General features: G+C 43.7%; 11 protein-coding genes. 9 read left to right on the top strand and 2 right to left on the bottom strand.

Annotated elements, in window-relative coordinates:
• The first annotated feature begins 27 nt into the window (after nucleotides 1–27).
• Nucleotides 28–774, top strand: a complete 747-nt coding sequence (locus ACXAF2_RS08615; RefSeq protein ID WP_475138181.1) for a YqcI/YcgG family protein — start codon at nucleotides 28–30, stop codon at nucleotides 772–774.
• Here the strand turns inward: ACXAF2_RS08615 and ACXAF2_RS08610 are convergent.
• Nucleotides 764–2,089 (bottom strand): amino acid permease, encoded by a 1,326-nt coding sequence (locus ACXAF2_RS08610; RefSeq protein WP_475138180.1) that lies wholly within the window; start codon nucleotides 2,087–2,089, stop codon nucleotides 764–766. The genes ACXAF2_RS08615 and ACXAF2_RS08610 overlap by 11 nt on opposite strands.
• Before the next feature lie 126 nt (nucleotides 2,090–2,215).
• On the opposite strand from ACXAF2_RS08610, the gene ACXAF2_RS08605 reads away from it, so the two are divergent.
• The 8 genes from ACXAF2_RS08605 (at nucleotide 2,216) to ACXAF2_RS08570 (ending at nucleotide 13,599) form a co-directional block, all read left to right on the top strand.
• Nucleotides 2,216–3,160 (top strand): arginine deiminase family protein, encoded by a 945-nt coding sequence (locus ACXAF2_RS08605; RefSeq protein WP_475138179.1) that lies wholly within the window; start codon nucleotides 2,216–2,218, stop codon nucleotides 3,158–3,160.
• A gap of 727 nt (nucleotides 3,161–3,887) precedes the next feature.
• Nucleotides 3,888–5,237 (top strand): diaminobutyrate--2-oxoglutarate transaminase, encoded by a 1,350-nt coding sequence (locus ACXAF2_RS08600; protein ID WP_475138178.1) that lies wholly within the window; start codon nucleotides 3,888–3,890, stop codon nucleotides 5,235–5,237.
• Between the two features lie 4 nt (nucleotides 5,238–5,241).
• A complete protein-coding gene (locus tag ACXAF2_RS08595; RefSeq protein WP_475138177.1) occupies nucleotides 5,242–6,765 on the top strand; it encodes a pyridoxal phosphate-dependent decarboxylase family protein in 1,524 nt (507 codons plus the stop codon).
• Nucleotides 6,762–8,555: an IucA/IucC family protein gene (locus ACXAF2_RS08590; RefSeq protein ID WP_475138176.1), complete on the top strand. Its 1,794-nt coding sequence runs from the start codon at nucleotides 6,762–6,764 to the stop codon at nucleotides 8,553–8,555. Before ACXAF2_RS08595 ends, ACXAF2_RS08590 begins: the two co-directional genes overlap by 4 nt.
• Nucleotides 8,545–9,132 carry a GNAT family N-acetyltransferase gene (locus tag ACXAF2_RS08585; protein WP_475138175.1) on the top strand — a complete coding sequence of 196 codons (588 nt, stop codon included), beginning with the start codon at nucleotides 8,545–8,547 and terminating at the stop codon, nucleotides 9,130–9,132. The genes ACXAF2_RS08590 and ACXAF2_RS08585 overlap by 11 nt, the downstream gene beginning before the upstream one ends.
• Nucleotides 9,107–10,453, top strand: a complete 1,347-nt coding sequence (locus tag ACXAF2_RS08580) for a lysine N(6)-hydroxylase/L-ornithine N(5)-oxygenase family protein (protein ID WP_475138174.1) — start codon at nucleotides 9,107–9,109, stop codon at nucleotides 10,451–10,453. The genes ACXAF2_RS08585 and ACXAF2_RS08580 overlap by 26 nt, the downstream gene beginning before the upstream one ends.
• A 44-nt stretch (nucleotides 10,454–10,497) precedes the next feature.
• Nucleotides 10,498–12,312: an IucA/IucC family protein gene (locus ACXAF2_RS08575; RefSeq protein WP_475138173.1), complete on the top strand. Its 1,815-nt coding sequence runs from the start codon at nucleotides 10,498–10,500 to the stop codon at nucleotides 12,310–12,312.
• 51 nt (nucleotides 12,313–12,363) lie between these two features.
• Nucleotides 12,364–13,599, top strand: a complete 1,236-nt coding sequence (locus tag ACXAF2_RS08570; protein WP_475138172.1) for an aspartate kinase — start codon at nucleotides 12,364–12,366, stop codon at nucleotides 13,597–13,599.
• Between the two features lie 287 nt (nucleotides 13,600–13,886).
• Here the strand turns inward: ACXAF2_RS08570 and ACXAF2_RS08565 are convergent, their stop codons facing one another.
• Complete coding sequence (locus tag ACXAF2_RS08565) at nucleotides 13,887–15,530, bottom strand: M4 family metallopeptidase (RefSeq protein ID WP_475138171.1); 1,644 nt, start codon at nucleotides 15,528–15,530, stop codon at nucleotides 13,887–13,889.
• Between the last annotated feature and the right edge of the window lie 18 nt (nucleotides 15,531–15,548).

The following is a 15,548-nucleotide window of genomic DNA, read 5'->3' as shown; positions in this document are numbered from 1 at the left end:
GTGTACTATTTAGGAGGGATCGGCTATATGTTATGGTCTAAAAGTTTGATCGAACAACTAGGGGAGGAACTCGCTCCATGGCAAAGAGCAGCCTACGGGCATTTCTCGGCCGCGATGTGCGATGAAGAAAATCCTTATCCATGCGTACCTGGAAAACAAGGCTTTCAGACAGATACATTACGCTTCGGGTTTGCAGAAGATCCAAGAAAACCAGCAGCTTCTGAGAAACTTGCCTGCTTACTTAAACAGTATGGTCAAATCTCAATGGATACAGGGAAGTATGCATCGCTTGTTGTCTTTTTTAATTCAGAGGAGATAGTGGCTGAAAAACAATCGGTTGATTCTTATCAGGATATATTCTGGGGGCTGTTGAATCGGGTTCATGAATTGGATGAATCACCATGGCCGGAAGGTATTGCGAAGGACCCCCATCATCATACATGGGAATTTTGTTTTGACGGGGAGCCTTACTTTGCCTTCTGTGCAACACCTGCCCATACCGTGCGGAAAAGCCGTCATTTTCCTTATTTTCTTGTAGCCTTCCAGCCCCGGTGGGTGTTCGATGAAATCAACTCTTCCACAGCATTTGGCCAGAAATTAAAGAAAGTGATACGGAAGCGGCTCATTGAGTATGATGAGGCAGAACCCCATCCCAGCCTTAAATGGTATGGTCAGGAAGACAACTATGAGTGGAAACAGTATTATCTGAGTGATGATGATTCATCTCTATCGAAATGCCCATTTTTAAATAAGCAAAAGAAAATCAAGAGTTAAAGCGTTCCGGCTTAACTCTTTTTTCTTTTACAATTGTCGCCATCGCAATCAGCGCAATGAAGCCGATGCTTACAAAAAATCCAATGCGACTTACATGATCAAGAAGCGTGCCGCTGATTGCCAGTAAAATGAGGATGAGTGCAACGATTGTTTGGAATCGGTCCCACCAACCGCTGCTCAGCAGCTTGTGAAAGGAAGCAAGAATAAACATCCACGTGTACAGAAGCATGAGTCCCGCTGCTGTAGTGACATACTCAAATAATTTGTCAGGAAGTAGCATGGCGATCATTATCGAAGCAGCGACAACAAGCGTGATGAGTCCGAAAGCAGGGATGGGGACCTTCCATTTCCCCTTTTTGGCGAAAACCTTAGGAGCATCCCCTTCTTCAGCCAATGACACCAGCATCGTCGTGACTGCATATAAGGAAGCGACCATGGTGGAGAACCCCGCAATAATCAGTATGGCGTTGAATACATGGGGGACCCAGGGAAGGTCATATTGTTTAAGCGCCGTTAGAAATGGACTTTCATTCGGATGAATCCTGCCTAACGGTACGATCTTTAAGACGAGATAAAAAGATAGTAGGTAAAGGATGGTCAGGATGAGAAGCATGATATTCCCTGACTTTGGGGCATCCTTCGGGTCTTTAAGCTCCTGAGCCATCAGTCCCATCACTTCAATTCCCCCGAATCCATAAAAGGCAAAAAGAAGTGCGAGCCATAAACCCTTTCCACCGTGTGGCAGTATTTCTGTTAATGGAGATTGAAGCGTTTGGGCAGTATCACCGGTTCCTAACCACCCGAACATGGCGGCAACTGCGATGATGACAAACATAACGATGGCTGCTACTTTCATGATTCCAAACAGATTCTCCATCTGCTCCACTTTCTGGACGCCCATCAATATGATCAATAATCCAAGGCTTGCAAACCCGGCAGTGAACATCCATAGAGGAATGGAAGGAAACCAGAATTGAGCAAATAGAGCAAGAGCGGTTAGTTGACTCCCCATAATGAGCATTTCTGCCGACCAATAGACCCATCCGTTACTGAACCCTGCCCATGATCCGTAAGCCTGCTTTGCATAAGTACGGAAGGATCCCTTTTCCGGATGATGGGCCGTTAATTTTGCAAGGGCTTGAAACACTAACCATGTTCCAATTCCCGCCACGAAATAAGCAATCAAAACAGAGGACCCCGCTCGTTGAATAGGTATGGCTGATCCGAGAAAGTAACCTGTTCCAATGATACAGCCCACCCCGATTAATGAAAGCTGCCACCATGTAAGATTTGTTTGATTCGTACATTTACTCATTTGTTTTCACCTGACCTTTACGCTTCATAGTTTGACGTAGAGGCTCATGAATTATGTGAAGGGAACAGAATGATTTCCCCTACGAAAGGAGAAAGTAAAGGATACTGATACTAAGGAGGCTTGCTCATGATTAAGGTTCATCCGAATTGCTGGAGTGAACATGGAGAGTTAAAGACGGTGATGGTATGCTCGCCCTCTTCATTGGACATTCCTGACCAAAGAACGGCGGATTACGTTGGATGGGAAAAGCCTGTGAACCAGGATATTGCGAAAGAAAATCATGAAGGTATGAAGAAGGCCATGGAAGACGCAGGAATAACAGTTATTGACTATTCCCTGTACTTAAAGGGAGATAAGGCTGAACTTAATCATCAACTTATCAATAGGGTATTTGTGAGGGACCTGGCATGCGTATATGGAAATACTGTCATTCCGGGTAATGCGGGGATTACCATGAGGGCACCTGAATACGTACATAGTCATGAGCTGTTTCGAACTTGGTTTGACGAAAAGACGTTTTCAATCAAGGAGAATAACCGATTGAAGGCATTGGAAAATGGGGATGTATTCGTTCTGAATAAAGAGGCTGTCTTTATTAATACTGGAATGCGGACAAGTATAGAAAGTATTGAAGAGATTCAACAGGAGATCTTTCAGGCCGGTTTCTCAGAGATCGGGGTCATCGACTTGCCGCGAACCGGCGAAACCATGCATTTGGACATGAACTGCAATGTAGCCGGATCCGACCTTCTCATAGCCAAGAGCTATATGAGGCTCTTTCCAGTACAAATCATCACAGAAAATGGTGGCAGGTACGTGATGATGGAGGAATTCATCCGACGTCATGGCTTCGACGTTCTATGGACGGATGATGTAAAACACACGGTCGCGGATATCAATTTTCTGAACTTGGATCCCGAGACCCTATTAGTCAGCACCAAAGCCAATAAGAAGATATTGAAAGATCATCCGACATTAAAAGGGAAGAAATTGATAGAAGTCGATGTGAATGAACTTGAGAAAGGTGGAGGAGGGATTAGGTGTATGACACTGCCACTAGAAAGAAATTGAAAATTGAAGAGCTGACTAGAACAAATAAACTGGAGATTACTTCTCCGGTTTTTTTATTGCAATCGATCATTCTCAGTTAAACGTATTGGATGAAATGAGTTAACACCACTATTCTCCTGGTTTTAGGACTGGGACAATAGGATCATTATTTCACTTTAATAAAAGATAAAATGTAATTTTATGGATATTTCTACGAAGACACGTTTATGGTGCTTATTCATTATTAGAAACTCATGCTTATTAAGTTGATTGGAACGGAAGGTGCTCGATTCCTGCGGGAATAGCGGGAAAGTCCGAAAAGCGGAGGCGGCTTGCTCAGCCCCGACAAGCATAAGATGAATGGTCCGGGAAGGCGTTCTTTGCCTTCTTGGACCATTTAGCTTATGACCTCGAGGGGCTAGCCGCCGGAGCTGGACAGTTGAGACCCCACAGGGCAAAGCCCGAGGAGGCTCAACTCACGCCCCGCGGAAAGCGAGCACCTGGAGTGGAAATCAACCACTACTCGCTTTATCAAGTCCAACGATGTTTACGAAAATAGCCAAATGAAAGTTTCCTTTTTACAAGGATACAGGGACGACTACCTGAAAGTGGGGACTCATACAAATAGTCTAGAAATAATGAAAAATAATTGAGAATAGTTATCAACTACTATTGACATTGATAATCATTATCAATTAAGATGACGTTGGAAGCAAAAGCCAATCAATCACGAAAGGAAGATTTGATTATGAATGTACAAAGTGCCATTTCAAATAGAGAATTACTGGATCAACAAGAGAGACGCGAGTCAAATGCGAGATCCTATCCGAGAAGAATCCCACTGGCAATCAGTGAAGCAGAGGGAATCTATGTCACGGACATGGAAGGGAATAAATACTTGGATTGCTTAGCGGGAGCGGGAACATTAGCGCTGGGTCACAATCACCCGGCGGTCATTGAGGCCATGGAGCAAGTGATCCGTGATAAACGGCCATTACATACGTTAGATATTACGACGCCAGTGAAAGAGGAATTTGTGAATGAATTATTCTCCTCGTTGCCGGAAGGATTTCGTGATCGTGCGAAGATCCAATTTTGTGGGCCGACAGGCGGCGATGCGATTGAAGCTGCGTTGAAATTAGTGAAGACGGCAACCGGGAGACAAAGTATTCTTACGTTTCAAGGCGGATACCACGGTGCCACTCACGGAACGATGTCGATCAGCGGAAATCTGGGTCCAAAAAAGAACGTACAAGGACTGATGCCTGATACTCACTTCTTACCTTATCCTTATACATACCGTTGCCCATTTGGAATAGGAGGAGAAGAGAGCCATCGCATCAGCAGTCAATACATCGAGAATCTTCTGGATGACCCCGAGAGTGGAATATTACCACCGGCTGCCATGATATTTGAAACGGTCCAAGGTGAAGGTGGCTCCATACCGGCACCAATCGAATGGATCCGGGAAATGAGAAGAATCACTGAAGAACGTGGAATTCCACTCATCATCGACGAAGTACAGACGGGAATCGGACGCACTGGAGAACTATTTTCCTTTGAGCATGCTGGAATCGTACCCGATGTGTTTGTTCTTTCAAAAGCAATCGGTGGAAGTCTTCCTCTATCTGTCGTGATCTATGACCGCGACCTGGATGCCTGGGAACCGGGGGCCCATATCGGCACATTCAGAGGAAATCAAATGGCCATGGCAGCAGGGACCGCAACATTGAAGTTCATGAAGGAAAATCGCTTGGTTGCCCACGCCGGGGAAATGGGACAGAGACTTCTTCATTCCTTAAAAGAGCTTCAACAAGAATTTCCTGAGATAGGGGATGTAAGGGGCAGAGGACTGATGGTAGGTGTGGAAATCATAGATCCGGCTAAACCTCATTCAGCGAGCGGAAGTCAGCCGGCTAATCCTGAAGTCGCAAGCGGAATCCAACGTGAATGCTTCAAGCGGGGATTAATCCTTGAGGTAGGGGGAAGACATGGGGCAGTTGTCCGTTTCCTTCCGCCATTGATCATTACAGAAAAGCAAGTCGATGAAGTGGTATCGATATTCAGAGAAGCCTTAATCGCCTCTCTTGCGGAGTGAAATCATGAAAATGAAAACAATCGAAAGAAAAACCAGCCAGGACTCCTTCTTTTTGCATCAAGGGGAAGAAGGAATCCGTGCATTTAATGAACTGATAGAAGGAGCTAGCAGAAAACTGCAAAAGCTATATGAAGATACCGGGAAACCTTTTATCGGAAAAATGCCCGGTGCAATAAAAGAAGAAATCAAACCGATCATGGCGATTACTCCTGAAGGGAAATCCTTTGCAGAAGTCCTGGATGAAATCGATGAACCGATTTTAAAAAACAGTCTTCATATATCCCACCAGAAGAGTATGGCCCATTTACATTGTCCTCCTCTGCTTCCTGGAGTGGCGGCGGAATTGATCATCGGAACGCTCAATCAATCTATGGATTCCTGGGATCAGAGTACGGCTGCCACTTATGTGGAAGCGGAAATGGTGAAGTGGTTAACAGAAAAAATAAAGCTGCCGGCATCATCCAGCGGAGTCTTTACAAGTGGTGGAACCCAATCCAATTATATGGGACTCCTGTTGGCACGCGATGCCTTCTGTCATTCGAAATGGAACCATAACGTACAACGGGATGGTTTACCCGAAGGCTTTAATCGATTAAGGATTCTTTGTTCAGAAGAGGCCCATTTCACTGTGAAGAAAGCAGCTTCCCAACTAGGGTTGGGAGAACAAGCGGTTGTGACGGTTAAGACCGATGAAAATCATCGGATGAGCGTCCGGGAAGTGTATGAAACACTCCAGAAGCTTGATCAGGAGAACTTATTGCCCTTTGCCCTTGTTGCTACGTGTGGGACCACCGATTTCGGAAGTATCGACCCAATGGGGGAATTGGCAGAAATCGCACGCGGGCAAGGGCTGTGGTTCCATATCGATGCCGCATACGGCGGTGGACTGATGCTGAGTCATTCTCATGCGGACAAACTGAAAGGGTTGGAGAACGCCGACTCCATTACGGTGGATTTCCACAAATTATTTTACCAGCCGATCAGTTGCGGAGCTTTCCTCGTTAAGGATGAGGTCAATTTCCGTTATCTATCCTATCATGCTGATTACTTGAATCCCATCAAAGACGATGAAGAGGGCATCTTGAACCTGGTGAATAAGTCGGTTCAAACAACGAGAAGATTTGATGCGTTAAAACTGTATCTGTCATTAAAGACAGTAGGGACGGACCTTTTTGGAGGAATGATCGATGAAACGGTGAAGCTCGCCAGATACACAGCTTCTCATATGGAAGAATTAGAGGACATTGTGATTCAAAACCCTGAGCCGGAAATCAATACAGTCATCTTTCGCTATCAGCCAAAAGGGATGGAGGGAAAGGGTCTGGATCTCAATCATTTGAACCGGACGATCCAGCAAACCCTTCTTTATAAAGGGAAAGGTGTTATTGCGAAAACAGTGATTAAGGGTCAGACTTTCTTGAAATTGACGTTATTAAATCCAAGAACAAAGCCGGAAGATATTCATTCCCTTCTACACGAGATTGAAGAAGTCGGCACTGAATTAGTAAATGGAGGGGTTAAACATTGAGAAACACTAAGGAAATTGCTGAACATGCAACGATGCAAAGCTTTCTGAATTGCTATTTAAGAGAAACAGGGAACTACACTGAAGAGAGCCGCTACGATAATGATCCGTCATTTGGGCAATTTGAGAAAGTCATCGTCTCTCATTTGGTCCTGCAGCAGATTGAACTGATTATACCAGTGAAATATTGGTCTCTTACGGATCGTCATCTATTCGGCTTCCCTCTCTATTACCGGGTAGGGAAAAGCGAATTGAAACCACTCGACTACATTACCCTTACAACACTAGTGGTAAAAGAGTTCTTACTTGATAAGAGTCAAAATGGTGCAGAGGACGAACTGCTTTTAAGAGTGATCTTAAGCTGTCGGAGTATAAAAAGCTATGTTGAAAGTCGGGTACAGGACAACGAGGTACTTACAAATGAAGAATTCGACTACATCGATGCTGAGCAGTCCCTTCTATTCGGACATATGCTTCATCCAACCCCGAAAAGTAAACAAGGCCTGACGGAACAAGAAGATCATCTGTATTCTCCTGAATATAAAGGAGAATTTCAGCTACATTACTTTAGTGCGGAAAAATCGTTGGTAGAACAGGATTCAAGTGCCGACAAATCTGCAGCTTCCATCATTTTTGAAGAGTTAATGGATGATTCCGGTGTAGACCAGAAATGGTTACAGAAGCTGATGGAAGAGGGTGGACGCGTCTTGCTTCCTGTACACCCCCTTCAAGTGAAGACAGTACTGGAAAAGGTGTACGTTCAAGACCTGATGGAAGAAGGAAGACTGGAATACATCGGTCCGTTAGGGAAGCGCTTCACGGCTACGTCATCATTCAGAACGGTCTATAGCAAAGATTCTCGATACATGTATAAATTCTCCGTCCCTGTCAAAATCACAAACTCTCTTCGCATCAACCAAAAGAAGGAACTGGCAAGGGGAGTAGAGGTTTCGAGATTACTAGAAACGGAAGTGGGAAAAAGCCTTAACAGAGAGTTCCCACGATTTAAGGTCATCCAGGACCCTGCTTATTTAAACTTGGACTTGAAAGAAGAAGTTTCAGGGTTTGAGCTTGTCATCAGGGAAAATCCTTTCTATGAAAACAGTCGCGATACCAGCTTGATCGCAGCCCTATGCCAGGACCATGCTTATGGAGGAAAAGCCAGAATACATTCCATCATTAAAGGGATAGCGCAAAGAGAGAATAGAAGTCTGGAAGAAGTGAGCCTGGATTGGTTCGATCGATACTTATCCCTGACGCTTGATCCGATGATCTGGTTGTTCCACACGTACGGGATCGCCCTGGAAGCCCATCAGCAAAACTCGGTGATACAACTGAGGAACGGTTACCCTGAAACCTTCTATTACAGAGATAATCAGGGATACTATTATAGCGAATCTAAAGTAGAAAAACTAAAAGAATTCCTTCCAGAATTAAATCAAGAAAGCGACACCGTTTGTGCCGATGAAGTGGCAGAGGAACGATTGCGTTATTACTTCTTCTTTAACCATTTATTCGGACTGGTCAATGGTTTTGGAACAAGTGGTCTCATCGATGAAGAGAAACTTATGAATCTTGTAAAGGAACGTCTGGAGTACCATGAACAGCAGTGGGGGGAAGATTCCAATCTATTGAGCAGTTTATTATATCAACCGGTCCTTCCATGCAAAGCGAATCTATTGACCCGATTTTATGACATGGATGAACTGGTCGGTCCGATGGAAGCTCAATCGGTCTATACAATGGTGAAGAATCCCCTTGCCAAAGAGGTGGAAATCCATCATGTCCTTTGACTACGAAGTGTATGATCAAGAAATCCAAAAGACGATTCAATTTAAGAAGATTGATTTTGACCGGGACGCGGAGCTTATTCACAAATGGATGATGGAGGAGCATGTCCATCCATTCTGGAATTTAAATATTCCCTTTGAAACGTTCCAAGACCATTTAAAAAAAGCAATGTCTGATTCACATCAAACCCTGTACGCAGGGTATCTTGACGGTGTGGCGATGAGTTACTGGGAGGCCTATTGGGTAAAGGGCGACGTGGTCGAGGAAACGTATACTCCTGCTCCTTTCGACCAGGGAGTGCATCTGTTAATTGGAGAGAGGGAGTATCTTGGTAAAGGACTTTCCCTTCCGTTATTACGGACGATGGTTTCGTATCAGTTTCAAGAAAAGAAGACGACTAAAGTCATAGCGGAGCCGGATATTCGAAATGACAAAATGATCCATGTTTTTGAGAAATGCGGTTTTAAACCGGTTAAACCGATTACTCTCCCGGACAAAACAGGTCTGCTCATGTTTTGTGAAAGAAGCGAATTTGAAAAGAGGTGGCTGAATGATGGACTTCACGAACAGATCAAATGAATTATATGACGTCATCGGGATCGGATTGGGTCCGTTTAATCTGGGGTTAGCTGCCTTATTGGATTCGGTACCCGAAGTGAAAAGCGTATTTTTGGAAAAGAAGAAAGCCTTCAATTGGCATCCGGGCATGCTGATAGACGGAACGACCTTACAAGTGCCGTTCTTTGCGGATTTAGTCAGTATGGCAGATGTGCGAAGTGATTACAGTTTTCTCCGCTACCTTGAGGCTCATAACCGCTTATACCACTTCTATTTTCTGGAGAAATTTCATATCCCGCGGAAAGAATATAACCATTACTGCCAGTGGGTGAGTGAGCAGTTGGATACATGCCGATTCGGAATGGATGTCCAAAGTGTCGTCCCGGTCCAATTGGGAAGTGGGGACAGCGTATATGAAGTCACCGTGTGGAACGATGCCCTTCAACAAACTGAGACAATGTTTACGAAACATCTCGTACTTGGAATAGGTTCTGTTCCTTCTGTACCTGAAGCTTTTCAGGGAATGCTGGGAAAATCCGTATTTCACAGTGCCGATTATTTATCCAATAAGGAGGTATGCGCAAATGCTGAATCTGTTGCTGTGATCGGATCCGGCCAAAGTGCAGCAGAAGTGTTTCTTGATGTAGCCAAAGAGCAGGAGATTCAAGGGTTTTCACTGCAATGGTATACACGTTCAAAGGGATTCTTCCCGATGGAATATTCAAAACTCGGCCTTGAGTATTTCTCACCCGATTATACCCGTTTCTTTTATCAGCTCCCACAGGAAAAGAAGGATCAGCTCTTAAAGGAACAAGACCTTCTGTATAAAGGCATCAGTTCAGAGACGATCGCCGATATATATGATTATTTATATGAACGATCCGTCGGAAACGAGGAGCCGGACATCTGCTTACAGGCCATGACAGAGATCGTCGGAATCGAAAAAAATGAAACAGGGTTTGAACTTCAGGGCTATCACCGGATCAAGGATGAACATTTCGTAGATAAGGCAGATATCATCATTCTTGGCACTGGCTATAAGCCTGCATTCCCGGGATTCCTTTCAAAAATGAAAGAGTGGATTGCATGGGATGAATATGGCAGATACAAAGTGCAAGAAGATTATCGATTGGAGACCTATGTAGAAGGTCCGGGTGAAATTTTTGTTCAGAACGGTGAAATGCATACTCATGGAGTCGGGGCACCTGATCTTGGACTCGGTGCACACCGTAATGCGATCATCATCAATACCATTACAGGGAGAGACGTATATCCGGTTCAGAACAAAACTGTGTTTCAAACCTTTGGAACGAAAGCGGCTCACATTCCGGTACCTCTCTGATGCAAAGGAAACAGAAACATAGACTAAGTGAAAGTAGGGATAATATGTTATTCAGTGAAGAAATTCAACGTGTTTTTAAGAGTGATAGCTGGACGAAAGTAAACAAGAAATTGATTGGTAAAATGCTGTCTGAGTATATGTATGAAGATATGATTCGTCCTGAATCCCTCTCGGAAAATGGGGAAGATATTGAATATTCCCTGCAGGTCACAGATTCCAAGTACTATCACTATATCGCACAAAAACGATTGTTTGATAGTTTCGATGTGAAATGGACGACGGTATATATCGTTGAAAATGGAGGAAGAAAGGAAGCGGATAGCGCAATAGAGCTGTTGGTCGATCTCCAGGGGGTCATCGGGATGTCATCTGAGACGGCGGGGCACTTAATCAAGGAAATGAACAGCACATTAATAGCCGATGCCCATCTTCTTGAAAAAGAAACGAAAACATCGGACGAACTGATTCATGAAGGCTATGCCACCCTCGAAGGGTATATGACAGGGCACCCATGGATTACATATAACAAAGGGAGAATCGGGTTCGGATATGATGATTACCTTGCCTTTGCTCCTGAACAGCAGAAGGAGGTCCAGCTTTCCTGGATTGCTGTTCACAAGGACCTTGCAACGTTTCAATCGGTTGAAGGATTGGATTATGAAGCGTTGATCGCAGGTGAACTTAGTGAGGAAGACTGTATCCGCTTTGACAAAATCGTCAAACAAAATGGAAACGAACCATCGGAATACTATTTCTTGCCGGTGCACGAGTGGCAATGGAAAAACACACTCATTCAGAATTTTCCTGAGGAGCTGGCCATGGGTCGCATCATTCCTTTAGGAAAGGGAGAAGACAGCTACCTTCCACAGCAGTCGATCCGCACATTTGTGAATACAACGAACAAAGATAAGCATCATGTGAAGCTTCCGATGAGTATTTTGAACACGCTGGTTTATCGGGGACTGCCATCTGAACGAACGCTGATTGCTCCTAAGGTGACAGAGTTCATTAAAGGAATGGCTGAAAAGGATTCATTCTTAAAAGATGAATGCCGGGTCATCCTGCCAGGGGAAAATGCCAGTATGAATGTAAATCACCGCTACTACACACAATTAAAGCAGGCACCTTATCAATACTTGGAGATGCTCGGAACCATATGGAGAGAAAGCATCTACACGTATTTAGAAGACGGGGAACAAGCGATTACATTGGCCGCCTTATTGTATGAGGATCATAACAATAAACCGTATGTTGTCAGTTTAATTGAACAATCAGGCCTGGACTCAGAAGAATGGATGAAACAATTTTTCAAAGTCGCAATGGACCCTCTTCTCCATTACCTTTACCAATATGGAACGGTTTTTTCTCCCCATGGACAAAATACAATTGTCGTGTTGAAGGAAGGGAAACCACACCGATTAGCCATTAAAGATTTTGTGGATGACGTCAATATTTCAGACCAGGATTTCCCTGAGCTGCAAGGGCTGTCATCTGAATTTAAAGCGGTCCTTCGAACAGAGCCGCCTGAAGGGCTGACGCAGTTCATCTTCACGGGTCTCTTTATTTGTCACTTGAGATACTTGAGCAACTTATTGAAAAATAATCAAATGATGGAAGAAGAAACCTTCTGGGGTCTTCTTGCTGACTCAATACTTAACTATCAGGAAAGATTCCCGCAATTACAAGAACGTTTCAAGCTATTTGATTTCTTTAAACCAGAGCTGACGAAATTATGCCTGAACCGGAATCGTATGGTGGACTACGGATACTCTGATGACGAAGACCGTCCACACGCTTCCGAATTCGGGAAAGTAACAAACGCTTTGGCTGCATATAAACTAAACACGACTGTTGGATAATCGGATCCTCCAATCAAACGCGTGAATTTTAAACAGGAAGGAGGAGCACCTTTGAGTACAGTTGTTGTGCAGAAATTCGGTGGAACCTCTGTTGGTTCAACCGAGCGCATAAAACGTATGGCAGACAGAGTCATACAGGAAAAGAAAAAAGGTCATGACGTCGTTGTAGTCGTTTCTGCAATGGGCAAAACCACCGATGCACTTGTGAAAATGGTCGGTGATATCACAAGTGAACCAAGTAAGCGGGAGATGGATATGTTACTGTCAACAGGAGAACAGGTTACGATTTCCCTCCTTACAATGGCTCTTCATCAGCATGGGGTGGAGGCAATTTCTTTCACAGGATGGCAGGCAGGTATCCAAACGGATTCCGTCCTTGGAAATGCTCATGTTCAATCTATCGATACGAAACGCATCAGGAACGAATTAGATAATGGACAAGTGGTTGTGGTGGCAGGTTTCCAAGGAGTGACGGAGGATGGGGACATCTCCACACTGGGAAGAGGAGGATCAGATATCACGGCAGCTGCTCTTGCATCGGCGTTACAAGCAGAACGGTGTGAGATTTATACCGATGTGGATGGAGTGTATACCTCTGATCCCAGATTTGTACCTAAAGCATCAAAAATCACTTCCCTTTCTTATGAAGATATGCAGAACTTGGCTGCCATGGGAGCGGGTGTCCTTCATCCAAGGGCAGTCAAACATGCGAAGAAATTCGGAGTTCCACTGATAGTGAAATCCAGTTTTGAAAATGGCAGGGGAACCATGATCCATGGAAAGGCAAAGCTGAAGGAATCAACCCCTGTCATCGGTATCACATTCGAAAAGGATATTAATCGAATTGAACTATTTGATTGTGAAGATATTGAAAGGTTACAGAAAGCATTAATGTGTGAATTGGCATCTCGTCACATTCAGGCCGATCTTTATAAACAAAGTTGTAGAAATGTCCTGTCCTTATTGATCAAAGGAAACGATCATCAAGAGGTATTATCGATATTAAATGAAGAAAAAGATAAAGAGAATTGGGTGTACTCACGAATCGAAGGGAAAAGCGGTCTGTCAAAGGTGTCGGCTATCGGACAAAATATTAAATCACAGCCAATCATTAAAATGAAGATGTGCAAGATTTTATTGGAAAATGCCGTTAGAGTGAAACTGGTAGGTGAGTCTGCCATAAGCATAACGGCAGTCGTTGAGAAAAGTCAGGTCCAGCTGGCCGCAGAACGTTTGCATACCGGGTTTGGGTTGGATTATGAAGTCGTGATGAAGGCCTCAGTGTGAATCAAAGGTGCTTGCAACCATTATAGGAGCCATGTACTACCATAAGTGAAAAGGAGAAAAAATCGATTTCATCAAAATCGATTTTTTCTCCTTTTTTTACGTAGTTACGATAAGATTCAACATCATTTCCTGGGAAAAGATGTTGAATCTTGTTGATATCATGATAGGCTTCAACCATTTAGAAATCACATATACTTTATTCCGTCCCGTTCGATTATCCGGATAGAGTTATTTCTCCACTTGTTCAAATATATCTTCATCATAAGGAGAAACCATTTTATCTTGAATTAATACACCCCAACAGCATCCCATGCTCCTTTAACGGAATTGTAAGTAGCACTTCCATTACCGTAAAGATCTGCAGCCGACTGTAGAAGAGCCGCACGAGCATAACTGAAGTTACTTGTTGGTGTTAAGTAAACAGTTAAAGCACGATAGTAGATTTTTTCTGCTTTGGTTTTACCAATACTTGAGATCGTGTTGTAAGCCGCTTTATTTGGAATACCAGAGTTTGTATGAACGCCTCCGTTATCGGAGGAAGTGTTCACATAGTCATTCATATGAGCAGGCTGTCCATATTGAGTAGGGTTCGATAGACTGCGAAGAGCGTCTCCTGAGATGCCTGGAGTGTAGATATCTTCACCTAATAAGTAATCACCCGGATCTAAGAAATAACCAAAAACATCCGAGAATGATTCGTTCAAAGCACCAGATTGATATTGATATTGTAATCCGGCAGTACGTTCCGTTACGGCATGAGTCAATTCATGGGCAACGACATCCAATGCACCCGATAGGGAAGTGAAGGTTGTTCCGTCCCCATCGCCATATACCATTTGGGAACCATTCCAGAACGCGTTATTGTAATTCGAGCCGTAATGGACAGTGGAACGGATGGTAGCCCCGTTATTGTCATAGCTATTTCGGTTATGGGTATTCTTATAGTAGTCATATACTTTGCCTGCATACGCATGGGCATCTACTTCAGCCGCTTGGGAGTAAGCAGTCCACGCATTATTGCTATCGACTGTGTAGCTTCCTGGAAGACTTGAACCGTTTTGAGCGGTACGGGTTTCGATGACACCATTCATCGGCTTCGTCACATCATATAAGTAATAAGTACCATTTGAATAATAAGTATTAAGATCTTTATAGTCATCCAATACGCCATATCCGTAACCGGTTGTAGCAGCATCCGTCACTGCGTTGTAAGCTTCCACGATGGAGCCGTCAGTCGCATCGACGTACACCTGCCAGTTTGCTCCATACGGTTGGATGAATTGAAGCTGTACTTTATAAGCAAGCGTGAACTTCCCATCCTTTTCATGAATCACAAGATCATTTTTAACGTTTGTGTTTTCAACTTCACTGTCTTTCTTAGCATCAAGGGCATGTGCGTCGTGGGTACCTGCCACTGTGTCTGCTTCAGAAACACCAATGTACTTCCATGCTAAATCTGCAGCTGACTTTTGATTGATTTTTGATTTGGTATTGGTTACTTGTTTAGAAGCTTCTTTATAAAGTTGACCCGTTGTAGCCGTGACTTCATTCTTTTTATTTGTATGGACAATGAAGATCGCTCCATCAACAGGGACACCGTTCACTGCTTGTGTGAATTTATAATGTGACATTCCCAGTTCATCTGTCGTCTTTTCCAGCAATGTCAATTCAGAATGAGGATCTATGGCAAATAGCCCTTTATTATCTTTCAGGAATTTTTTAATATCTTTATCGTTCTTTACAATCCCTTTTGATAGTTTACCAGATAAGAAGCTAGGTCCTTTTTTATCTATGTTCATGACCTTTTGATGAACGTCCATTTTTGAAGTAATAGAATCTGAAGACTGAGCAAATGTGGTGGCACCTGTAAAGGATGCGCTGAATACAAGAGAAGTACCTAGTGCTAAACTAACGAGTTTCTTTTTCGACATAATTACAATTTCCCCTTT

This window comes from Rossellomorea sp. ABR4_004 (assembly GCF_056159585.1).
This window is presented reverse-complemented; position numbering and strand designations above follow the sequence as displayed.